Consider the following 22832-nt stretch of genomic DNA (forward strand, 5'->3'; position numbering starts at 1 on the left):
ATGTGTATAAGAGACAGCAGTAACGCTGCTTTGTGGAATCAAGGCTTTCAAGCACTTACACAAAGGAACTGCTTTTCTGCCCCAGCTTTTCTCCGCATACATACCCGATTCATCAAGGATGAATACCCAATTAAGTCCCCGTATAAATACGGGGACTTAATTGGGTATAGCCCCAGAGCGTGATGGGGTAGTTTCCGGGCTGCACTTTCGCGTGCACTTATGGGACCAGTGCTCTACGGCAGTGTCCGCCTAAGCGCGCACTATCCAACACTGTCAGAAAAGCCTACCAAGCCTAGCCACGCACTACAGCATCGACCCGAGAAAGGTGGTCAAGTGGCGCATGATCTACTACTGAAGCCATCCTTGCTCCATCGCATACTTAACTAGCGCCGGCGTATTCTTGACGCCGGTTTTTTCGAGCAAGCTTTGGCGGTGGGTTTCAACGGTACGCCTACTCGTAAAAATCGTGTCTGCAATCTGCTGATTAGTCAGTCCATCGGCCACTAACTGAAGAATTTCGCGTTCACGAGATGTCAAGTAAGAAGCGTCTTTTCCTGTGGTTGCTACGCTTTCATCCGCATTGTTCAGCACTTTGTCGAGGATAGCTAAACTAATCTCTGAGCATAGAAAGCGCTTGCCAGCCGCTACCGCCTGAATTGCTGTCACGATTTCAGCCTGATCCGCGTTTTTAAGCACGTAGCCGTGTGCACCAGCTGCTAATAATTGGCCAACCGTACGTTCGTGCGTCATCATGGAAAGTATCAGGATGCGCAGGTGGGGATACTGCTTTTGCAATTCAACGGTGGTAGCGAGCCCATCCAAGACAGGCATATTCAAATCCATCAACACGACATCAGTCGGTACATCAGGCAACTGCGTGAGCAATTCTTGCCCGTTGGCGGCTTCACCTACCACCTCTACGATGTTGTGCTCCGCCGTTAGCATTGCCCGTAGGCCGCGGCGTACCACCGCATGGTCGTCAACAAGAAAAAGGCGAATCATAATAAGAGCACAAAGGATGTATCCACAGGCGAATTATTTGCCATAGCGCAAAGCAGACCAACTGTATCAATGCTGCCTAGCAAGTGGACGATATCATAGGGTATACGTAAATCTACCCCCTAGGAGTAACAACATAAGTAAAATCGCAACCATCTTCCTTGGGCAGCCGCCCTACTTAGCCTGATCTGTGCGCTTGCTAGCAGCGCAGCCAAACTAGCGTCACAAAGGAGGCCCATACGCTTTGGAGCAAGCTAATGGGGTAGTGAAAACAGTACAAGTGAGCCATAAGCTAGATAGTCTCGTTCGCTCACTTTGCGAGCGTGACTAGGCTGTTCTACCGCATGTTAGGTGAAACAGATATGCGCTAGCTGAAATAAGCATGTATCCACCAGCGCAAGTCCTGTGCTCTACTTCATGCTTGTTACGGGAATCTGAATGGTTACTTGGGTTCCTACACCAGTAATAGGAATATGTAGGAAAAAGGTACCGTTCAATAGTTTTACTCGATCCTTAATCGTGCGAAGTCCAATGCCTACTGATTTGCTAGGTTGTGGGCTGATGCCTTTACCGTTGTCACGCACTTTCAAGGTTATCGCACTATCCTCCTGTACCAGTAATATATCAGCCTTGGTTGCCGCTGCGTGTTTCATCACGTTCGTCAACAATTCCTGGCAGATGCGGTAAACTGCAACTTCCAAATAGGTCTCCAGCCGGTTTTCCAGCCCTGTCACTTCGCATTTTACTCGGAGAGCCGTTCGGCTATACTGCTGACATAAGTCCTGCAAGGATTTAGCTAAACCGAAATCACTCAACATAGCGGGCACCAACTCGTGTGAGACCTTCCTGATTTCCTGAATAGCTTCATCCAGTAACTGATTTGCATCCTTAAATACATCTCGAGGTACCAGAGCAGCTATTCGATTGAAGTTAAGTTTCGTGGCGAACAGCAGTTGACCCACTCCATTGTGTAACGACTCAGATATACGTCGGCGCTCTTCTTCTTGCGCATCCAAAATACCCAGCAACAACGCTTTCTGCTGGTCTAGTCGCATCTGCAAATTTTCCTCTTCCAAGCGTTTCACTTCGGAAACATCTAAATCGAGGCCAAGCATTTTCAGTGGTTCTCCTTGCTCATTGCGTAGCACCACCGATTTAATCCGGAAGGTATGAACCTGGTTGTCTACTTGCAGGCGTAGCGTTTCGTCCAACGGTTCGTGGCGTTCACGAAACTGTTTTACCAGCTTCTGCGCAAGGAGCTTATCTGCTTCTATAACATAGTCTAGGTAGATTTCCGGACCTATTGGTTGGTCGTTAGGTAAGCCAAATAGCCGATACATCCCGGTACTCCAGGTTGTGTTGCCGCTGACAATATCGTACTCCCAGCTGCCCATCTGTGCCACTTCCTCCGCCTGCTGCAAGATGGTGAGGTTGCGTTGCAGAATTTCCGTGCTTTGGTTTAGCTGCGCAGTGCGGTCCTGTACCTGTTGTTCCAGGCCAATGGATACTTGTTCCAGCGCTTGGATAGCTCGGTGACGCTCTATGAAATCGGCCGCGGTCCAGGCGAGCAAATCAAGTAGTTGCAACTGGTGCTCGGTCGGGCGGTGGGGCTGGCGAAATTGGTTGCTCAATACACCTATCACGCCATTGCTACGTGTGATAAGGGGAGTAGACTGCGTAGCCCGAATTCCTTCTGCTAAAGTAATTTCGCGGTCTTGCGTACCCAGCAAAGGGGCAAAGGTTTCGACATCTTCGATGAGCAGGCGGGTACGGTCACGGCGCACCACATCACAGGCGGCTTCGGAGTTGGTACGTAGGAAGTGCTGAATAAAAGGGTTGGTTTCGGTGTAGCCTTGGTAGGCATACATTTCCAGCCGCTGGCCATCCTCGCTGACCAACTGCACGCAGCCACGGTCAGTGTGGGTGAAGTCGCAGGCGAGAGCCACCAGCTCTTCCAGGGCCGCTTGCAGGTTGGTTTCGGTGGCCAGCTTGGCGTGCAACTCGTGCAGCCGCTGCATGCCGGCCAGGTCAGTGGCCACTCCTTCTTCGGCTTGCTTGCGGGCACTCATGTCGATGGCATATTCGGCAATGGTGCCGTCGCCGAGGTCGGCGGCGGCAAACATTAGCCAGATACGGGAGCCGTCTTTGTGAAAATACTCTTTCTCATACGGGCCGCCGCGGCCTGTCTGCCGCAGTTGCTCCATTACTTGCTGGCTGGCTTCTATATGCTCTGCCGGAGTGAAGTCGAGCCAGGTGAAAGTGCGGGCCTCAAACTCCGAGCGGGTGTACCCTATTATCTTCAAGAAGGCATCGTTGGCCTGAAGCACCGTATTGGTATAGTCAAACGTCAGCATACCTACGCTGGGCACGTTCACCATGCGTTGCAACCGCTGCTCGCTGGCTTGCAGGGTTTCTTCGGCTCGCTTACGATCGGTGATGTCGAACAGCGTGATGACCACGCCCTGAATCCGGTCTTCAGTCGTGCGGTAAGGTAGGACTCGCATCAGAAAGGTCCGCTGGTCGGTGGTTTCCACTTCCCGCTCCAATAGCGTGAGCTTTTTTAGCACGGTTTCAGCATCGAGCAGCAGGTCGTCGTATTGCAGCCGATGGGTGATGTGGGCAATAGGGCGACCATAATCCGACGGTATCAGGTTGAACAGCTGCTGGGCCGCCGGGGTATAGAGCCGAATGCAGAAAGCGCGGTCAAGGAAAATGGTGGCTACTCCGGCCGAGTTGATCAGGTTTTGCAGGTTATTGCTGGTCACGCTGATTTCCTCAATCTTGACTTTCAACTCCTGGTTGACCGTGCGTAGTTCTTCGTTTATGGATTGTAGCTCTTCCTTGCTGGTTTCCAACTCTTCGGCCGCTGAGCGCAACTCTTCATTCACGGCCTGGAATTCCTCATTCGACGCCTTTAGCTCCTCGGCCTGGTACTCGTATTGCTCGGCCGAATAGCGCAGTTGGGCCTTCACCTGGAGTAGCTCTTCCTCCAATTGCCGGGCGAGGGGCGCATCCGACGTCAGCACTACTTTTTCCTCCTCCTGATCTTGTTCGTTGGACTCAAACAAGATCAGGATAAAGCCCTTCGTCGTGTCGCCTTCTTTGGTAACTGGCTTGACCCGGATGGTCAGAGACTGGCGTTCCCCATTTTTATTCCATAGGATATTGCGCGCTTCAATAGCGGTTTGCAGTTGCACGGCCTGGTGGAGGGCCGAGCGCAGTTCCAAGCGCAGCTCGGGCCGAATGAGCTTGAGCAGGTTCTTGGTGGGCTCGCCGCCCGAGAACTCCAGAAAGCCGCCTACCTTCTCCGACATGTGCAAGATGTCGTACTCCTCGTTTACGACCAGCGAGGGCGGCGCATATTGCTCCAGTAGCTTCTGGTGCAGCTCCCCCAATGACAAGCGATTTAGTTGCCGGCTTTCTGCCTCGTGCAGCGTCAGTGAGACTGGTTGTTTAGGCTGTAAGCTAGGTACCGATTCGGGCACCGGGTAATGGGGTAGGGTTACTTCCCGAGCCCGGTAGAGATGGTCCTCCCGGCTAACGGTGGCGTACAAGTCGCTGGCCCCATCCACGGATTCAGAAGAGCCCAAAAATAAGAAGCCGCCCGGGCGTAGCGCGAAATGAAACGTTTCCATAACTCGCTCTTGCGCCGTAGTGTTGAGGTAGATCAACACATTGCGACAGGTTATCAGGTCGAGACGCGAAAAAGGCGGGTCTTTTAAGAAGTTGTGATTGGCAAACAGCACCATTTCGCGCAGTTCCCGCTGAACGCGGTAGCTGTCGCCTTCTTTGGTGAAGAAACGTAACAGCCGCTCAGGCGACACATCGGCGGCATCATTGAGTGTGTAGAGCCCCTCGCGGGCGGCCATAATGGCGGCTTCGTCGATATCGGTAGCGAATATCTGTACATGGGGTGCATCCAGTACTCCCGCAGTTCTTTCGGCCACCAGCATCGCCAGGGAGTAGGCCTCTTCCCCGGTAGCGCAGCCCGCCACCCAGATGCGTATGGCACTATCCGATTTCTTATTATGAAAAAGAGCCGGCAACACGTCGTGCTCCAAGGCCTGGAAAGGCTTCCTATCTCGGAAGAAATTAGTCACTGAAATCAGCAGGTCTTTGAGTAGTGCCTGACTTTCCTCCGGGTTTTGGTTCAAAAAGGTAGCGTAGCTCGGCAGATCGGTTAGGCTACGCACGTTGATGCGGCGTTCAATGCGGCGCAGCAGTGTGGCTTGCTTGTAGTTGGAGAAGTCATGTCCGGTGCGCACGCGTAGGTGCGTAAATATTTCGCGCAGTGCCTGCTGTTGCTGCTCCGCCCGGTTTTCGGCTTCCACCGGAATCTCCACCGTGCCCAGGCTATTGCGGTAGGCTAGTATTCGGCCGGGAATTTCTGCCACCGGTAGTACCTCATCCACCAGATCGGTTGCTATGGCGTTGCGGGGCATTTCATTGAATTCCGCTTCCCGTGGATTCTGCGCATACGCAATACCGCCCATTTCTTTCACTCGCTTCAACCCCATCGAGCCGTTAGCGCCCGTGCCGGATAGCACTACACACACGGCCCGGGACCGGTGGGCATCAGCCAAAGTGCGAAAAAAGATATCGACGGGCGCCCGCCTCTCTTCTATGTGCAAGTTGAGGGTAGGCACCAGAAAGTCTTCTTCCATCAGCAAATGCTGATTGGGGGACACCACGTAGACCTGATTAGGTTCTATTTGCACCTTTTCCGTTACCCGCATCACGGGAATGTGGGCTGCCGTTTGCAGCACTTGCGCCAACTGGCTGTCGTGGTCGGGTGATAGGTGCAGAATAACGACGTATGCAATATCAGAATCTGCGGGCACGCGCTGGAAGAACTCTCGTAGCGCATGAATGCCACCGGCCGAGGCCCCTAGACCCACAATAAGAAAGCCATGTGGCTTTTCGGCCATCAAACCAGTAGATTCCATTATGCTTTTTTATTTACGTCAAACCCCAATGGGGTTTCAACCTATGAAACAGGTTTGAAAGAATTATGCTGCTCAGGAGTGCGCTACCCCTCGTCCTCTTCAGCCTGCGTACTAATGCTGGCTGTGCTTAGCTGCTCATGACTGAAAACAGTCTGGCGAACTATTACGGCTCGGCATTCGGCTTCCTGTGCCTTTTTAAAGTACATAGCCGCCAACTTAGGCTGATTTTTGTCGGCATAATGGTCACCCAGGTTGTTGAGCAGCAGAATACTTTCCTCTACACCCCGAATGGCACTCCACAACGTGTCTTCAATCTGTTCGGTAATGGTAGCGAGCAGGCTGTCGGCCGAATGCGCGTGCCCGGTATGGCACCGGTAGCGAATAATGTCGCCATCGGTAATGGCCACCAACACCCCGTGGCAGTCGGGGCAAGCATATGGGGTTGGCGTTCCCAACGTGAGGATGCCCTGCTGAAGAGCTGGGTTTTGCGCGGCGATGCGCGTCTCGATAGCCGTTTTTCGTTGCTCTTCCATCGTAATTTCGCTAGCCTCGGTTACCGTCTCAGCCGTTAGCCTTACCAGCAGCGTAGCCATTTTGGCAATCGGCACCCGGTAATCTACCTCTACGGCGGCCAGGGCACTTTCGGGCATGGAGGGGAAGGCTGCTTCAGCCGGCTCCTGCACGATGGCGATGCCGCCTCGGCTTTTTATCGTCCATAAGCCGGCAGTGCCATCATCTAAGGCGCCGGATAAGATAATGCCGATGACCCGGTCGCCATAGCTCTCGGCAGCTGACCGAAATAAAGGGTCAACGGCGGGACGAAACCGGTTTTCCTTCGGCCCTCTGCTGATCCGTACGATGCCCTTCTCCAGCAGCAGGTGCTTGTCGGGTGGAGCCACATAAATACGGTTGCAACTAATTGGTTCGTTATCAATAGCGTTGGTGGCCAATAGCGTGTTTTGCCGATTCAGTACCTGCGGCAACATGCCCGTTACATCCGCAGACATATGCCATACGACAAAAATAGCGGCATCCAGATCGGCCGGTAAGGCGGCAACAAGTTGTTTAATGGCCTCAAAACCTCCTGCGGAGGCACCAATAACAATGATATTTCTTTTTCCCGACATTACAATTATATAAGCACACTGCCGTGTCATCAGACGCTACAGGAAGTATGGAGGCTGTTGTAGAATTCCGTTGAAAGTAGAAAAACAATCTGACGTGACTGTTCGTCGGGAATGCTCTACTGGAGATGCAGCCAGGCAGCTTCTGCGCTTGGCCACATTATGGACGAGGGTGACACCAATTGTTAGTGCGCTCCCCCTCAATGCTTAGGAGGTACTTGCACCACCCGGGCACTAAGCCAGGTGGCTACATCGTCGTACACCTGTTGCTTGCTCGCTTCTTGCAGAATCTCGTGCCGCAGGCCCGGGTAGAGTACCTGCTGCACCTGCGCAAAGCTAGCTTGCCTTAACTGCTGCGCCACGCGGCGAATGCCCTGACCAAACTGGCCGACCGGGTCGTCTTCGCCACTCACGAGTAACACGGGCAGCGCAGCGGGAATGCCGCTTGTCCACGGTCCTTCCGTGGCTTGCTTCATCAAGCTGAGCAAGGTGTAAAAGCCATTGTTGGTGAACGGTATGCCACACAAGGGGTCTTGTAGATACGCTACCTGATTCTGCTGGTTGGCACTCAGCCACTTGAGCGAATCATTGGGTGCTGGTTCTTTAAATGCGCGGTTGTTTACCCACCCAAAAAAAGCATTGAGCAGCTTTGTGCGGTGCCGGGGAACGAACTGGTTCAACACGCTTAGGAGCGCGCGCGCCAGGCTAGCTCCCGGCACCGCAGCCGCGGTTCCCATCAGGATGGCTCCCTGGAAACAACTGCCCGCCTGTTGGAGCAGACAGCGGACGACGAAGGAGCCCATGGAATGGCCCAGTACGAAGTGCGGCACGGCGGGAAACAAGCGGGCCAGTGTAGTGGCCATGTGCGCCGCGTCTTGGATGAGGCGCTCGACGGGGTGGTCGAGTTGAAAGAAGCCCCGTTCTGCGTTGGTTGGAGCAGTCCGGCCATGCCCGAGCTGGTCATAGGCCAGCACGGCCACCCCGTGCGTGGTGAGGTACTGGGCAAAGGCGGCATAGCGCTGGTGGTGTTCCGCCATGCCATGCAGCAGCAGCAGCGTGGCCGTTACGGGTTGGGTATCCGGCGTATATAGGGTGTACTGTAAGCCGGCAAGAGAAGCTTCGGTGTGCATGAGAGAGGAAAAGAACTACTGCTACGTAAAACCGGAAATGGGGACGAAGTGTGTTCCCACCGGAACCAGTCCCTCCGAACCAAGAACCCGATTGCCAAAGAAATTCCACCCGTATGCTGCGTAGCCTAGCCGACCTGATCGGATCAGAGATGACGCTTGAGCGGAGCGAATCGTGCCGGGCTGTCTACGTTGCCAGGTTCGTGATTAACCGATTCTGACGGTCCGGAGAGAATCTTACAAAAGAAAAGGCCCCAACAAATGCTGGAGCCTCTGCTAAGCACGTTCTCTAGGTCGGTCTTACGCCCCGCCGCTAGCGAACAAGCAAGCGTTGCGTTAATGGTTGCTACGGCAACCCGTCGCCGCCGGCCGAGCCATAGATCTGGCCGTTGGCGTAGCTAGCCAGTGGGTCGGCCAGCAGCACATAGATTCCCGCCAGCTCGGCCGGTTGGCCGGCGCGACCCAGGGGCGTGTCGCCGCCAAATTTCACCAGGCTTTCCTGGGTAGCCCCGCCGCTCACTTGCAGAGGCGTCCAGATGGGGCCGGGGGCCACACCATTGACGCGGATACCCTTTGGCCCGAGCTGCTTGGCCAACGAGCGGACAAAGCTGGTGGTCGCCGCCTTGGTCTGGGCGTAGTCGTAGAGGTTGGCCGAGGGCTCGGTGGCCTGCACAGAAGAGGTGCCGATGATGGCCGAACCAGGCTTGAGGTGGGGTAGCGCCGCCTTAATCAGCCAGAACGGCGCGTAGATATTGGTCTTCATCGTCCAGTCGAACTGCTCCGTGGTCAGGTCCAGAATGGACTCGTGCGTCTGCTGCCGAGCCGCGTTGCTAACCAGGATGTCAAGGCCGCCGAGCTGGCGGACGGCGTCAGCTACTAGCTTTTGGCAGAATGCTTCGTCGCGCAAGTCACCGGGCAGGGCCACGCCTTTCTGGCCGGCGGCTTTGATGAGCGCAATTACTTCTTTGGCGTCGGCTTCCTCAGCGGGCAAGTAGTTGATGGCTACGTCGGCGCCTTCGCGGGCGTAGGCGATGGCGGCGGCACGGCCCATGCCTGAGTCGCCGCCCGTAATCAAGGCTTTGCGGCCTTTCAGACGGCCCGACCCTTTATAGCTTTTCTCACCGTGGTCGGGCACAGGGTCCATCTGACTGGTCAGGCCCGGCCAGGGCTGCTTTTGGCTTTTATAGGGTGGCTTCGGGTAGGCAGTGGTCGGGTCTGACAAGGGAGCAGCCATGGCGTCCCCAGGACGAGTAGCGGCTTCGGCGCCGAGCACGGAGCCCGCCGCGGCCACGGCGAGGCTGGCGCTCAGGCCACTAATCACTTGCCGGCGGCTCAGCTGGGCATCTTTTTTCATAACACTAGGATGGAGGTGGATACCCTCCTTACACGCAGAATGGACCTTGCCGTTGCTAACGTGCAGCTTAGCACCCGTAGAGGGTAGGGCCTGCTAGTAGGGAAAAACCCGCCCTAGGCGGGGGGTATGCCCTTATGGGACCCGCCATATTTCTTTTCAGCCTCTCTGCTAACAGCCCAATAGCATGTGTGGCATCAACGGCTCGAGAAGCTCTAACTGCGAGCAGGCACGCCACCCCAAGCTGGGGCGAGGGAATCGGGTTTCTGGTCGGCCGGCTGAGCGAACGTGCGCGGCCCTTGCTCCTTCGTGAGGGGCCAGAATGAGGTGGTCGGGTAAATGTGGACAGAATAGGGTCTACTCTTTCGAACGTCATGAAAGACAGCCCTCAACCCGTCAAACGCCGCCGCTACGATGCGGCCTTCCGCGCCCAGGCCCTGCGCCTAGCCAGTGAAAGCCGCTCGACGCAGGCCGCCGCTCGCGCGCTGAACATCAGTCCCAAGCTGCTTTATAAATGGCAGAAAGAGGCCCTCACGCCGGTTGCAGCAGCCCGCGGGGCCGAGCTGGACCCGGTCACGGCGGCTGAATTGCGCCAGTTGCGGGCCTTAGCCCGCCGACAGGCGCAGGAACTGGACATTTTAAAAAAAGCCATTGCCATCTTTTCCAAGACCCCGGACCCATGAGCCGCTACCGCTTTATCCAGGTGCACCGCGAGCACTACCCGGTGCGCCTACTGTGCCACATATTGGGCGTGGTGGTCAGCGGCTACTACGCCTGGCAACACGCGCAACAACAAACGGTAGAACAGGGTGTGCCCGTTTGGGAAATGGCACTGGTCAAGGTGTTTGGCATGCATAAACGCCGCTACGGTACCCATCGGCTGCAGGTCGCCTTGCGCCAAAAAGGCCATCAGGTGGGGCGACAGCGCCTACGGGCGGCCATGCGCCGCCGGGGCCTACATGCGCTGCAACCCAAGGCCTACACGCCGCGCACGACCGACTCCACGCACGGGCTGCGCTGCGCCCCCAACCGACTGCTCGACCAGCCCAAGCCAAGCCAGGCTAACCGGGTCTGGGTCAGTGACATTACCTATCTGTCGCTAGCCAATGGTGACTGGGCCTACCTGTATGCTTTTCAGGATATGGCCAGCAAGCAAGTAGTGGGCTGGCAAGTCGGAGCCACGATGCCCGAGGAACTGATGACCACCGCCTTGCAGCGGGCTTTTTGGGCGCAGCCACCCACACCCGGCTTGCGCGTGCACTCGGACCGGGGTGGGCAGTATTGCGGTAATGCCTACCGTAAACTGCTGCGCGACCATCACGTCCTGCGCTCGCAGAGCCGGCGCGGCGACTGCTACGATAATGCCCAAGCTGAAAGTCTGTGGTCGCGCCTCAAAACGGAGGTGCTCGAAGTCCGAGAGCGGCCCGTTTTTGCCGACTTCTTGGATGCCCAGCGCAGTGTCGCTGATTATTTTGACTATTATAATCACCAGCGCCTGCACTCCAGTATCGCCTACCAGACACCGTATCATGCTCACCAACAGCTTCTTCAACCTAACCCCCTAAACTGTCCAGTGTAATCGGACCACCTCAATATCATATCCTCGATTCGCAACTCACTTCCTGACGAGTACAATAGCTGTTAGCGAATAGCTCCATTAGAACGCACCCCTCTCCCGGAGGGGAGGGGCTGGGGGTGGGGTCACGCCAGCGGGTACACAGTCTGCAAAAACCGCTGTAGTAGTACACACTACTGCTCCCGTTTTTCTATTTGCTACCACCCCTCGTGCCAGCACCTTAAACGGCGGAACTAAGGGGAATCTAGAGCCCGCCGTGCCTGGTCGCCTCCTACCCCAGCACGGCGGGCTGCCACTCCTGCTCGCCGCAGCGTGTGCACTGGTGGGTAGGCACCTGTGCATCGGACTCCAGGTGGCCGCAGCTGCCGCAGGCAAACTGGCCCTCGGCTTTCCGCTGCTCGTCCCGGAAAGCCGTGTCTTCTGTTGGCAGAATGGACAGGCCGGGCTGCGGCTCCGTGAACATTAGAACAGAGAAATCTCCGCTGGCCTCCTGGTAGGCCCGCTGCACCATACCCAGGTTACGAACACTTCCCTGCCGCAGCTTGGCCAGCATTTGCTCCCGTGACAACACGCTAGCCTGTAGCCCGTTTAGTTGCAAACGGCCATCCTGTACCAGAATCCGCACATCGTCTAGCACGACACTCTCAAACTTCTTGCTGCGGAGCGCCCACCACGCAATCAGACGTTGGTAGCCTACGATGATGGCCGCCACTACTACCACCGGCACCAGTCCCCGGTCGGGCGCCATGAGGGCAACGCCATTGGCAGCCGCCAACGACACCATGGCCACCATCTCGTTGCGGGTGAGCACCGAGCCCATGCGGGTACCCATCAAGCGCATACAGGCCAACAGGAGCAGGTAGATGAATACCACACGCAGAACGGCCTCAAGGTAGAAGCTGATTGGCACTTCGCCCACCAGGATGCGGAGCCAATCGGTGAGGTGAATGTCTTCTGGCTTCATAGTAGATCAGAGCTTACATACACCATTTGCCCAGTGCTGATGCCCACAGTGGGGGCACTGCCATGGTTTGTGGTCGGCTGCCTCGGGGTGGCCGCACTGCTGGCACACCTTCACGGTGTGGTCTGCGGGTTCGGCCTCCCGAATGGCCGGGTCTTTCTCGGGTAGGAGCGACAGCCCAGGGCGGGGAGGTTCCTGCGGGTAGATGCTGAACTTGCCATTGGCCTCCAGGTACACCCGCTTCACCTGCCCAAGCTGCTGCATATGGGCGGCGCGCAGGTAAGAAAACAACTGCTGCCGCGAGAGCCGGACACGGTGCATGGCTTGCAGGTTCAGCACCCCATCGGCTACGATGATGTGCAGGTTGCCCTGGGTCAGCTGCTCGACGCGCCGAAACCGGTAGGCCAGCCAGTTGATGCCCCGGTACATGCCCACCATGCACGATAGCACCAGTATACCGTGCAGCAGGCCCCGGTTAGGCACCTGCATGGGCACCGACACGATGCCGCCCAGCATAATCATCACCGACAGCTCGGCCACGGAGAGCTGCGCGTTCATGCGCTTACCCAGCACGCGCATGGCCAGCACCAGCACCACGTAGATGATAAGCGTGCGCACGACCACTTCCAACAGAAACTCAAATGGGGCCTGTCCCAGCAGAATTCGTTGCCAATCCGTTATCTGTATCTCCTCTTTCTTCATATTCTGCGTGAGGCTCTGCTCTTCCATCGCCAGCCGGCAAGGGCGCTACCGCCGCTGCATCAGCGTACTGGCTCAGGTACTAGTGCAGTCCCCAATAACTATACTTTAACCACCAACGCTTTACTGCTTGGCGCGTCTAATAGTTATAGTCAAGCGTTTGCCTAAAGGAGTATTTCGCAGAAAACACTTACTAAGCAATCCTCTTTTTACCAATATTTTAAGACAATTTCCGCTGTGCGCACTAGGTACAAATTCGGAGTATACCAGAGAATGAACCTTGGAAGAATCCGTATTTTCTGTACCGCTGTATCTGGGTAGGCGCCGTTATACAGAGCATGCTACTATCCCGTCCTACCCTCGCTATGAATCCCGAACTCATGTTTGCCGATGTAGTGGTAGTACCACCCCACCCGGCTCTCCGCTTTGCTATTCGCTGCTCGCCAAGTATTCCTACCTACCCTGAGCTGGTACTGGAGGACGGCACGGGCGTGGTGGCCAACTGGGTGGTGTCTCAACCACTACAGCAGGTAGCCAAACACCCTGTCTTACTCTGGCGGTTAGCTACTGAGGATTCTACTCCTTCTTTACGATGTCTGGAAACAGGTTCAGTCCAAGTGGTATTGGCTACCACTGGCAAGAGCACTAGTCTGCGCACCCAGCTGGCACGCGGCATGCTCCACCTCACCTTTGGCGGGCAGCAGCTCCGTGGCTACTACCGCCTGCACTGTTTGCCTACCGGCGGCGGGCAGCTATGGCAGCTTACGCCCGTGGGGCACGCAGGCATGCAGGTAAACTGAGTCTGCGGGTGGCGTGCTTCCTTCTGGGGTAGGCCCACCGACCGAAAGCACTGGTATTCGTTGAAGAAAATACGCGTTTTCCCTGTTCCAAATCCGTGTTTTTGACGTCTCCTGCTGGCTTTTCGCACCGTACAACAAGCTGAGTCCGTCCTTACGGCACCCCGTATCGAAGGGCTGGGATGTGGCTGGCTACCACGCCGCTGTTGTCGTCCCCAACTGATTAGTGTGCACGCTCCTACCCGCTACAGCGGGTAGGAGCGTGTTTGCTGCCTACCTTTTCCTTGCTTTCCATTCATGTCTACCCATACCCCACGACCAAAGGGCCGCCTACTGGCTATTGGCGGCCACGAACAGCGCCACAAGGCCGATGAGCAGGCACCGGACCACGATGCTTCGGCCGATTTTATTTTGCAGCGCTTTGTGGATGAGCTGCACGGCTCCCGCACCATCGTGGTTATCCCCACGGCGGCCGAGGACGCTGCCGCCGCTGCCCAGGACTACGTGGAGGTGTTTTCCTCGCTGGGAATTGAGCAAGTGGAAGTGCTCGACATCCAGAGCCGCGAGCAGGCCAACAGCCCCGAGTCGCTGGAGATTATCAATCGGGCCGACGGCGTGCTGTTCACCGGCGGCGACCAATTGCGCCTCACGGCCCTGCTTGGTGGCACCAAGCTGCTGCACTGCCTCACCGAGCGCTACCTCCACGAGCCTCTTCTCATTGCCGGCACCAGCGCCGGGGCCACGGCCATGAGCACGCCCATGATTTACCAGGGACGCAACGATGCCGGGTTTGTCAAGGACGAAATTCATGTCACCACGGGTTTGCAACTACTGCGCGATGTGGCCATCGATACCCATTTTATTGCCCGTGGCCGCATGGTGCGTATGGCCCAGATTATTGCTACCAATCCCGGCTGCATTGGGCTGGGGCTGGAAGAAGATACGGCGGTGCTGATAAGCAAAGGCCGCGAGGTGGAGGTTATCGGCAATGGCATGGTGGTGGTGGTGCTCGATGGGCACCACTGCACCGGTAACACCATCCCTGACATTGCGCCCGGCGAGGTCTTCTCCATCCGCGACCTGCGCCTGCACTTGCTTTCCAAGGGCCAGCGCTTCACGCTGCCGGATTTCAACGAGGCAGAATAAGGTCTTCTCTCCTACCCTGCCTATCGCTTTCGACCGATGTCTAGAACTATTATTATTTCCAACCGCCTACCCACCAAAGTACAGCGCGCGGCCACAGGCCTCACGTTTCAGCCCAGCGAAGGCGGGCTGGCCACGGGCCTGGGCTCCATCTACCGGGCCAAGGGCAACGTGTGGGTAGGCTGGCCCGGGCTCTCCGTAGACGACCCCGCCGAGCAGGACCACGTACGTGAGCAGCTGAGCGCCGACAGCATGGCCCCGGTGTTTCTGACCGAAGCCGAAATCCGGGATTTCTACGAGGGTTTCAGCAACTCCACGCTCTGGCCTACCTTTCACTACTTCCCGCAGTATGCCACCTACGAGCAAGCGCACTGGGACGCCTACGTGGCCGTGAACGAGAAATTCTGTCAGGCCGTACTGGCGCTGGCCGGCCCCGACGACACCATCTGGGTGCACGACTACCAGCTACTGCTCCTACCCGAAATGCTGCGCCGCGAGCGACCGGAGGCTACTATTGGCTTCTTCCTGCACATTCCGTTTCCCTCCTACGAGCTGCTGCGGGCCCTACCCTGGGGCACCGAGCTAGTGCGCGGCATGTTGGGCGCCGACCTCATCGGTTTCCACACCTTCGACTACATGCACCACTTCCTGAGCGCGGTGTCGCACCTGCTGGGGCTGCCCAACCACAATGGGCAGGTGGAAATGCCCGACCGTCCGGTGCTGGTCGATGCCTTTCCGATGGGCATTGACTACCAACGCTACGCCGACGCGGCCGTTTCGGAGGCCGCGCAGCAGCACGAGCAGGCGTACCGGCAGGCACTGGGCAACGCGAAAGTGGTGCTGTCCATCGACCGGCTCGACTACTCCAAGGGCATTGCGCAGCGCCTGCACGCCTTCGAGGCGCTGCTGGTGCGCTACCCCGAGTGGCGTGAGCGGGTGAATTTGCTGATGGTGGTGGTGCCCTCCCGCGACCAAGTGCCGCAATACGCTGCCCTCAAGGAAGAAATCGACGAGTTGGTGGGGCGCATCAATGCGCAGTACCGCACCATCAGCTGGAACCCGATTCACTACTTCTACCGCTCGTTTCCCTTTGGGGAGCTATCGGCCTTATACCGTTTGGCCGATGTGGCCCTGGTGACACCTGTGCGCGACGGCATGAACCTGGTTGCCAAGGAGTTCATTGCCAGCAAAGCCGATCAGCGCGGGGTGCTTGTTCTGAGCGAGCGGGCCGGGGCGGCGCAGGAGCTGGCCGAGGCGTTGCTCATCAACCCGACCAACACCAACCAAGTGGTGGAAGCCCTGCGCGAAGCCCTGCACCTCCCCGACGAGGAGCAACAGACCCGCATGGCGGCCATGCAGCAGCTAGTGCGGCAGTACGATGTATTTGCTTGGACGCGGCTATTTATGGACCGACTGACCTATAGCAAAATCAAACAGCACACCCTAGCCACCGATGTGCTCGATGCCCATGCCCAACGCCAGCTGCGCCACGACTACCAAGTGGCCGAACGGCGCCTGTTGCTGCTGGACTACGATGGTACGCTGGTGCGCTTCCAACACAATCCGCAGCAGGCCCGCCCCGACCAAGAACTACTGGAGCTGCTGGGCAACCTGGCAGCCGATGCGCGTAATCAGGTAGTCGTTATCAGCGGGCGCGACCGGGCGACGCTGGACGACTGGCTGGGGCACTTGCCCATCGATTTTATTGCCGAGCACGGCGTGTGGCTGCGCCGAGCTGGCAGCAGGTGGCACTTGTTTCAGGAAGGTCTGCGCGCCGAGTGGAAGCGCGATATTCGGCCTATTCTGGAGCAGTATGTGGGCCGTACGCCGGGCGCCTTCATCGAAGAAAAAGACTACTCCTTGGTGTGGCACTACCGCCGCGCCGATGCTGGCCTGGGCGCCCTGCGTGCCCGCGACCTGCTAAACCACCTCGCTTTTATGACGTCTAACACCGATTTGCACGTACTGGAAGGCAAGAAGGTACTTGAAATCAAGAACGCTGGCATCCACAAAGGCACGGCCGCTGCTCAGTGGCTCGGACCCAAACCCCCGCCTTTTGTGCTGGCCCTGGGCGACGACCGCACCGACGAGGATACCTTTGCGGCCCTACCCCCGGAAGCGTATACCCTGAAGGTAGGCCCCACGCCTCGCTCGCTGGCCCGCTACGCCGTGGCCAACGTGGCTACCGTGCGCCAGCTGCTAGGTAGCCTGCTGCAACCAGAGGTAGTAGACATGCAAACGGCTGTCAAGGTCTAGTGCTGTGCTTTTTGTATTCGGGTAGAACTTCTGCCCTTTCTGCACTCGCTCGGCTGTGCCAGGTGAGGAAGGCGCCCCAGCAGCTCTGCTGCGGGCGGCGGCATTATGTTAGACCGACTTCATGCAGGTGCCGTTCGGCTTTCACTTTTCCTTATTGGCTTTGGCCAGCTCCTTCAGGTCCTTCACGGTGCCGGTGCTGTTGAAGCGCATGGTAGCGTCGCGGGCGCTGGCCTCGCCGGCCGCCACAGTGGCGGTGCCCGTGAGTTTGTAGTTGGTTTTCTTGGCCTTGAATAGAGACTTGAACAGCACCTTCGGCATCGACTTGGTGTCGAACCGAACGTGAATGGGCAGTAGCTCGATGCCCTTTTTGCGAAACGTAACGCTCTTGGTTTCCTGGCCCTTCACGTCGAGTTCGTCTTCTATCTGGAAACGATAATTTACCTGCTTGACTGTAAATGGGAGGGATTCGTAATTCGTCACGCGCAGGTTTACCACTGCTTCGCCGTTTTTTAGGCCTAGCTTGGTCACGTCTACATCGGCTACCTCAATCCTAGGCAGTTTAGGAATGTATACGCGCTTGCGCACATCTACCGGAATCTGCTGAGGACCCACGCCAGGCAAATCGGCGTAGAGCACGGTGTGCATGTGCACCGTTACGCAGTCGCGCTGCGCTTCTTTGGCTTTGCGGGTTAGTTCAGACAAATTCAACTCCAGCGGAAGCTCCAGGCGGTTGGTGGCATTTTTTTGGACCACAAGCGGTTGGCTTTTGTGGCCCTGCGCCAGTTGCTTCCCATCTACGCGGGTCACGTAGCGCAAGCTGTCGATGCGAAGCGTGAGGGGCGCATGGTTATGCAGCTGCACCACCATTTGGCCCTTGATTTTTTCGCGGGTGACGTTGCTGATGTTGAGCGTCGGCTGCTCTAGGGTAGGCAGCAAGTCCTTGCCTTTATCAGTGGCGAAGTAGGCAACAACGCCGCCTACCAACAGCACCCCAACCAGCACAAGGAGGCCGGTGAGCACCGGGTGACGACGGGCAGCAGAAGAGGTGGCCATAGGAAAAGAAAGGGATACGGAAACGCGACAGTAGGCCCGATCAATCGATGGCGAGCGATGGAGAAGGCCTCTTGTAGTTGCCGGGCCTTGCACCTACTGTTTATACGCCCTGGCCTTTGTAGGCCACCATCCAGAAAATACGTAATTCGATCTGGCTAAATAGGGATTTTACACTAGGTGTTTTTCTCGTTGGCCCCAGCCTCATGGGTTGCCGGCCGTGCAACGCAGCATGCCGTAGCCCTTCCCGCCCGTAGCGCGGCGTCGGCCAGCCTCGACGAGGGTAGAAAAAGTACTTATACGGCTCAGCTCGCCGAAAACTCAGCTTTTAGAGCCCGCGTATGACCAGGGCGCCCGCTGTATATTCATGCCTGCTATACCTCTCTTCACCTGAGGTCTGACACGTGCTACGGCGTACTACTTTCCTTCTTTCTTGTATTGATGCGACTGCCTGGCCAGTGAACTATCACTGGTCAAAGTCGTGAATTCGGTACTGCCTGTCGGGTGCCAAGTTGGTATGCTGACTACGCGCACCCGTTGCGCCTTCTTATTCTATGAGCCCAGAACACCTACGATTAGCGGAAGATCACGCCGAAACAGCCGCCTGGAAGAAATTTGGGCCCTACCTAACGGAGCGACAATGGGGCACTGTGCGCGAAGACTACTCGTCTGACGGCAATGCCTGGAACTACATCACTCACGATATGGCCCGCCGCTACGCCTACCGTTGGGGCGAGGAAGGCATTGGCGGCGTTAGCGACGCGCGGCAGCTACTGTGCCTGGGCGTGGGCCTCTGGAACGGTCAGGATGAGATGCTGAAGGAGCGCCTGTTTGGCCTCACCAACGGCGAGGGCAACCACGGCGAGGATGTGAAGGAGCTGTACTATTACCTCGACAGCACTCCTACCCACTCCTACATGCGGATGCTGTATAAGTATCCACAGCAGGCGTTTCCGTATGCACAGTTGCGTGCGCACAACGCGCAACGCACGCGGCAGGAGCCCGAATATGAACTGCTCGACACGGGCATCTTCGACGAAAGTCGCTACTTCGATGTGTTCATTGAATACGCCAAGGCGGGGCCAGAAGACCTGCTGCTGCAACTAACGGTGCATAACCGAGGCCCCGAAACGGCTAATTTGCACGTGTTGCCTCAGGCGTGGTTTCGCAACACCTGGGCCTTTGAGCACTACCGTCCCCGCCCGCAGCTACGCAGTACAGGGCCGGGTACCGTGCACCTAACGCACCCGGAGCTAGGGGAGTATCAGCTCTACTGTGACCAGACCCCGGCGCTGCTTTTTTGCGATAACGACACCAATGGCGTCCGTCTCTACAACAGGCCCGAGGAAGGAAAATTCTACAAGGACGGCATCAACGATTACATTGTAGAGGGTAGGCAGGAGGCCATCAACACGGCGCAATACGGCACCAAAGTAGCGGCCCACTACCAGCTGACTGTAGCCGCTGGCCAGGCGCAGACCGTGCGGGTACGCCTGCGTAAAACGCTCCTACCAGCTCCGTTTGCTGATTTCGATCAGGTAGTCGCCCAGCGCCGGCAGGAGGCCGATGCGTTCTACGCCACCCTACAACAGGGCATGGCCGACTCCGATGCCCGCAACGTGCAGCGACAGGCCTTTGCCGGCATGCTCTGGAGCAAGCAATTCTACTACTACGACCTGAACCAGTGGCTCGACGGTGACCCCAAGTTTGTGGCGCCCCCGAGCGAGCGGCGCACGGGCCGCAATAATAACTGGCGCCACCTCTACAACGCCGACATCATCTCCATGCCCGACAAGTGGGAGTACCCCTGGTACGCGGCCTGGGATTTGGCTTTCCATTGCATCCCGCTGGCCATGGTCGATGCCGAGTTTGCCAAGCAACAGCTGCGCCTGCTCACCCGCGACTGGTACATGCACCCCAACGGCCAGCTGCCCGCCTACGAGTGGAACCTCTCCGATGCCAACCCACCCGTGCACGCCTGGGCTACCTGGCGCGTGTACCAGATGGATCAGTTGCAGCGGAACGGCCACGGCGACACCGTCTTTCTGGAGGCTATGTTTCATAAGCTCAACCTGAATTTCTCGTGGTGGGTGAACCGGAAAGACCGCAACGGCCGCAACATCTTCGAGGGCGGCTTTTTGGGACTGGATAACATTGGCGTGTTCGACCGCTCGGCGCCCCTACCCACTGGCGGCCACATCGAGCAGAGCGACGGCACCAGCTGGATGGCGATGTACGCACTGAATCTGATGCGCATTGCCCTGGAGCTGGCCCTCACCAACCCCGTGTATCAGGAAATGGCCAGCAAGTTTTTCGAGCATTTCCTCTACATCGTGGAAGCCATGACCAAAGGGGGCGACGGGCAGTTCAACCTCTGGGACGAGGAAGACAGCTTTTATTACGATGTGCTGCACACCCCCGACGGCGTGCGTACCAAGCTCAAAGTGCGCTCCATTGTAGGGCTGATTCCGCTGTTTGCCGTGGAAGTACTCGATGATACGTTGCTCAGCGCCCTACCCGAATTTGCGCAGCGTTTGCGCTGGCTGCTCCACAACCGTCCGCACCTGGCCGAGCTAGTGTCGCACTGGCAGGTGCCGGGCCAGGGCGCGCGGCATCGGCTGTCGTTGCTGCGCAGCCACCGCCTCCGGTGTTTGCTCACCCGCATGCTCGACGAGCAGGAGTTCCTGTCGGAGTTTGGCATTCGGGCGTTGTCGCGTTACCACCAGGAGCAGCCCTACTACTTTCCCACGGCCGAGGCCAACTTCACTGTAGCCTATTTACCCGGCGAGTCGGATTCGGATATGTTTGGCGGCAACTCCAACTGGCGCGGCCCCATCTGGTTTCCGATTAATTATCTCCTTATTGAGTCACTGCAACGCTTCTACGCATACTACGGCGATGCTTTCCAGGTGGAATACCCAACGGGCTCCGGCCACCACTGCACCCTGCAAGAAATTGCCAACGCCCTCACAGAACGCCTGAACAAACTGTTTTTGCAGGATGCTACAGGGCGTCGGCCATCTTTTGGGGCCAACGAGCGGCTGCAATACGACCCACACTTCCGCGACTACCCCCTTTTCTACGAATACTTCCATGGCGACGACGGCCGCGGCCTGGGTGCCAGCCACCAAACCGGCTGGACAGGGTTGCTGGCCTGCTTGCTCACTTCTCAGAGTCTGACGCGCATTTCTGCCGAGCAGGATGCCAAAGCCGGTGCCGTTCCCTAAAGCACCCGCTGCATCATCCCGCGGCCACCAGAATCTCCAGGCTCACGAAGCGCCCATCCTGAAACGAATACACGAGTTGGCTGCCCGCGGGCCCTACTACTATTTGGTCGTCGGGCTGCACGGTGAGCGTGGCGTTACCCTGCTCCGAGCCTTGGAGCTGGTACTGTATGCGAAGGGTTTGGCCAAGCAAAGTCTGTAGGTTAGCTAAGTCACTCATAAAATCGTACAGTTTTCGAAGGTTAATGTCTGCGATACATTCTGGATACGCACAGCGGTGCGTGGGTAGTGGCCGTTTGGGCTCGGCGGGTAGGGTAGGCTGCAGTTGGCCTCACTAGCTGCTACACACTTTCTACGTAAGCTGTTAGCAGAGGATGGATGCAATTTTTTCGCAAATCAATCTTTGCTCTGAAACTAATGGCGGTACGCGCATTCCTCCAACCGAAATAATTGATTGTAGTACGTACGTCGCTCCTCTAAGATAAGAGCACCGCCAGCAAGTGCTATTGCAACTAGTGGTTACTAAGCGAATGCCGTAGCCAAGGCTTCGATACTGTAAAAGGACGATGAATTAGCAGTTTTCAATCCCTTGGTGGAATTCTCTAGTTCTACGCGCGCCCTACCCCCGGTAGCCACATTCTGGCGGCTTGAGGCACCAGGTGGAAAAACAAAAAGCTCCGTTTATCAACGGAGCTTCAGGAATGCACTATGGTTGCGCGGGGCTAGCGAACAAAGAAGCCTTTGGCAAGCCACGCCTCAACGTTCTGCGACCGAACAAAGCGCGTTTCCACATGACCCCAGGCGTCTACCTGATACATGACGGTTTTACCCGCTTCACGGGCGTGGAGTGCTGCCAGGTGTTCTGCCGAAGAAAGAGGTGTGCTTGGCGATTCAACGGGCTTGCGTACCCGGGCGCGTTTAGTGGAGTCAGACATATCAGGACAACAGGAGCGTTACGAAAAGGTTCGTGTGTGGCAACGAGTATCTACCGACTTTCGCTCAACATAGTTGATTATAGCACGCTTTTTTTTAGAGCGCTTTGGGTTGCTGGGGTAAGCCTTGGCCGTGTTTTAAACAAATAACCATCTGAAATCAAGAAGATTATATGTTTATTTTACAATCTATCAAGTCCGCAAAGGAGAGGTTTGCAGTTTGTGGCACCAGCAGGGTAGGCCTACTAAAAATACCATCAGACCACCGCCTCCGCACTAAGAATTGACTTCTCCAACGAGGATTTACAAGATGCCCTGAGCCTTGATTTGGATGCGCTTTTTGCTTTTCGACAGGAGCTCTACCCTAAGCCATACGTCTACCCCCAAGACCCAACTTACAGCTGAAGGAATAGAGGCACCAAATCAGCCCGAAACGCTTCCGCGTAGCCTAGTAAGCCGGAGGTTTTTTGCTCGTTTTTCCTCAATGCGTACGTTTGCCTCAACAGAAATTCTTGCTTAACATGCTTAAAGAATACGTAACAATACCGTAGCTTTGCATCGTGCTTCAACCAAAAAACTTGATGATGAAGCGCGGGGCCCTGCTCGGCGGGGAGCCGCGAGTAGGCCGCAAGGTCTTCGCCACCGTT

At 56.9% G+C, this 22832-nt stretch carries 16 protein-coding genes; 6 read left to right on the forward strand and 10 right to left on the reverse strand.

What is annotated here, in order from left to right:
• Positions 1-348: 348 nt before the first annotated feature.
• The 5 genes from J4D97_RS07005 to J4D97_RS07025 form a co-directional block, all read right to left on the reverse strand.
• Positions 349-1002: a response regulator gene (locus J4D97_RS07005; RefSeq protein WP_208306956.1), complete on the reverse strand. Its 654-nt coding sequence runs from the start codon at positions 1000-1002 to the stop codon at positions 349-351.
• A 407-nt stretch (positions 1003-1409) separates the two neighbouring features.
• Positions 1410-5945 (reverse strand): CheR family methyltransferase, encoded by a 4536-nt coding sequence (locus tag J4D97_RS07010; RefSeq protein WP_208306957.1) that lies wholly within the window; start codon positions 5943-5945, stop codon positions 1410-1412.
• Positions 5946-6028: 83 nt separating this feature from the next.
• Positions 6029-7102, reverse strand: coding sequence for a chemotaxis protein CheB (locus J4D97_RS07015; protein WP_347879328.1), 1074 nt, complete (start codon positions 7100-7102; stop codon positions 6029-6031).
• A 167-nt stretch (positions 7103-7269) separates the two neighbouring features.
• A complete protein-coding gene (locus J4D97_RS07020; protein ID WP_208306959.1) occupies positions 7270-8199 on the reverse strand; it encodes an alpha/beta fold hydrolase in 930 nt (309 codons plus the stop codon).
• A 343-nt stretch (positions 8200-8542) separates the two neighbouring features.
• The gene (locus J4D97_RS07025; RefSeq protein ID WP_208306960.1) at positions 8543-9550 is read right to left on the reverse strand and encodes an SDR family oxidoreductase; all 1008 of its coding nucleotides are present in this window, start codon (positions 9548-9550) and stop codon (positions 8543-8545) included.
• A gap of 371 nt (positions 9551-9921) precedes the next feature.
• Between J4D97_RS07025 and J4D97_RS07030 the strand changes: the two genes are divergently transcribed.
• Positions 9922-10230, forward strand: coding sequence for a transposase (locus tag J4D97_RS07030; RefSeq protein ID WP_208306961.1), 309 nt, complete (start codon positions 9922-9924; stop codon positions 10228-10230).
• Positions 10227-11126, forward strand: a complete 900-nt coding sequence (locus J4D97_RS07035; RefSeq protein ID WP_208306962.1) for an IS3 family transposase — start codon at positions 10227-10229, stop codon at positions 11124-11126. Before J4D97_RS07030 ends, J4D97_RS07035 begins: the two co-directional genes overlap by 4 nt.
• Before the next feature lie 268 nt (positions 11127-11394).
• Here J4D97_RS07035 and J4D97_RS07040 read toward each other — a convergent pair whose 3' ends face one another.
• Complete coding sequence (locus J4D97_RS07040; protein WP_208306963.1) at positions 11395-12087, reverse strand: DUF421 domain-containing protein; 693 nt, start codon at positions 12085-12087, stop codon at positions 11395-11397.
• 6 nt (positions 12088-12093) lie between these two features.
• Positions 12094-12813 carry a YetF domain-containing protein gene (locus J4D97_RS07045; RefSeq protein WP_208306964.1) on the reverse strand — a complete coding sequence of 240 codons (720 nt, stop codon included), beginning with the start codon at positions 12811-12813 and terminating at the stop codon, positions 12094-12096.
• 335 nt (positions 12814-13148) lie between these two features.
• On the opposite strand from J4D97_RS07045, the gene J4D97_RS07050 reads away from it, so the two are divergent.
• The 3 genes from J4D97_RS07050 to J4D97_RS07060 all read left to right on the forward strand — a co-directional run bounded on the left by J4D97_RS07050 (position 13149) and on the right by J4D97_RS07060 (position 16979).
• The gene (locus J4D97_RS07050) at positions 13149-13583 is read left to right on the forward strand and encodes a hypothetical protein (RefSeq protein WP_208306965.1); all 435 of its coding nucleotides are present in this window, start codon (positions 13149-13151) and stop codon (positions 13581-13583) included.
• A 294-nt stretch (positions 13584-13877) separates the two neighbouring features.
• Entirely contained in the window at positions 13878-14726 is an 849-nt protein-coding gene (locus J4D97_RS07055) for a cyanophycinase (protein WP_208306966.1), read from the forward strand.
• 36 nt (positions 14727-14762) lie between these two features.
• Positions 14763-16979, forward strand: a complete 2217-nt coding sequence (locus J4D97_RS07060) for a bifunctional alpha,alpha-trehalose-phosphate synthase (UDP-forming)/trehalose-phosphatase (protein WP_208306967.1) — start codon at positions 14763-14765, stop codon at positions 16977-16979.
• A 141-nt stretch (positions 16980-17120) separates the two neighbouring features.
• On the opposite strand, the gene J4D97_RS07065 is transcribed toward J4D97_RS07060, so the two are convergent.
• The gene (locus J4D97_RS07065; RefSeq protein WP_208306968.1) at positions 17121-18032 is read right to left on the reverse strand and encodes an LEA type 2 family protein; all 912 of its coding nucleotides are present in this window, start codon (positions 18030-18032) and stop codon (positions 17121-17123) included.
• 551 nt (positions 18033-18583) lie between these two features.
• Here J4D97_RS07065 and J4D97_RS07070 point away from each other — a divergent pair.
• Entirely contained in the window at positions 18584-21256 is a 2673-nt protein-coding gene (locus tag J4D97_RS07070; protein ID WP_208306969.1) for an MGH1-like glycoside hydrolase domain-containing protein, read from the forward strand.
• Positions 21257-21269: 13 nt separating this feature from the next.
• Here the strand turns inward: J4D97_RS07070 and J4D97_RS07075 are convergent, their stop codons facing one another.
• Entirely contained in the window at positions 21270-21473 is a 204-nt protein-coding gene (locus tag J4D97_RS07075; protein ID WP_208306970.1) for a hypothetical protein, read from the reverse strand.
• Positions 21474-21975: 502 nt separating this feature from the next.
• Positions 21976-22188 (reverse strand): hypothetical protein, encoded by a 213-nt coding sequence (locus J4D97_RS07080; protein WP_185284096.1) that lies wholly within the window; start codon positions 22186-22188, stop codon positions 21976-21978.
• Between the last annotated feature and the right edge of the window lie 644 nt (positions 22189-22832).

The sequence above is a fragment of the Hymenobacter defluvii genome, assembly GCF_017589435.1.
Lineage (GTDB): Bacteria > Bacteroidota > Bacteroidia > Cytophagales > Hymenobacteraceae > Hymenobacter > Hymenobacter profundi.

Coding starts and splice junctions, on each gene's coding strand:
- J4D97_RS07005 (WP_208306956.1), bottom strand. CDS start 1,002: ATGATTCGCCTTTTTCTTGTTGACGACCATGCGGTGGTACGCCGCGGC.
- J4D97_RS07010 (WP_208306957.1), bottom strand. CDS start 5,945: ATGGAATCTACTGGTTTGATGGCCGAAAAGCCACATGGCTTTCTTATT.
- J4D97_RS07015 (WP_347879328.1), bottom strand. CDS start 7,102: ATGACACGGCAGTGTGCTTATATAATTGTAATGTCGGGAAAAAGAAAT.
- J4D97_RS07020 (WP_208306959.1), bottom strand. CDS start 8,199: ATGCACACCGAAGCTTCTCTTGCCGGCTTACAGTACACCCTATATACG.
- J4D97_RS07025 (WP_208306960.1), bottom strand. CDS start 9,550: ATGAAAAAAGATGCCCAGCTGAGCCGCCGGCAAGTGATTAGTGGCCTG.
- J4D97_RS07030 (WP_208306961.1), top strand. CDS start 9,922: ATGAAAGACAGCCCTCAACCCGTCAAACGCCGCCGCTACGATGCGGCC.
- J4D97_RS07035 (WP_208306962.1), top strand. CDS start 10,227: ATGAGCCGCTACCGCTTTATCCAGGTGCACCGCGAGCACTACCCGGTG.
- J4D97_RS07040 (WP_208306963.1), bottom strand. CDS start 12,087: ATGAAGCCAGAAGACATTCACCTCACCGATTGGCTCCGCATCCTGGTG.
- J4D97_RS07045 (WP_208306964.1), bottom strand. CDS start 12,813: ATGGAAGAGCAGAGCCTCACGCAGAATATGAAGAAAGAGGAGATACAG.
- J4D97_RS07050 (WP_208306965.1), top strand. CDS start 13,149: ATGAATCCCGAACTCATGTTTGCCGATGTAGTGGTAGTACCACCCCAC.
- J4D97_RS07055 (WP_208306966.1), top strand. CDS start 13,878: ATGTCTACCCATACCCCACGACCAAAGGGCCGCCTACTGGCTATTGGC.
- J4D97_RS07060 (WP_208306967.1), top strand. CDS start 14,763: ATGTCTAGAACTATTATTATTTCCAACCGCCTACCCACCAAAGTACAG.
- J4D97_RS07065 (WP_208306968.1), bottom strand. CDS start 18,032: ATGGCCACCTCTTCTGCTGCCCGTCGTCACCCGGTGCTCACCGGCCTC.
- J4D97_RS07070 (WP_208306969.1), top strand. CDS start 18,584: ATGAGCCCAGAACACCTACGATTAGCGGAAGATCACGCCGAAACAGCC.
- J4D97_RS07075 (WP_208306970.1), bottom strand. CDS start 21,473: ATGAGTGACTTAGCTAACCTACAGACTTTGCTTGGCCAAACCCTTCGC.
- J4D97_RS07080 (WP_185284096.1), bottom strand. CDS start 22,188: ATGTCTGACTCCACTAAACGCGCCCGGGTACGCAAGCCCGTTGAATCG.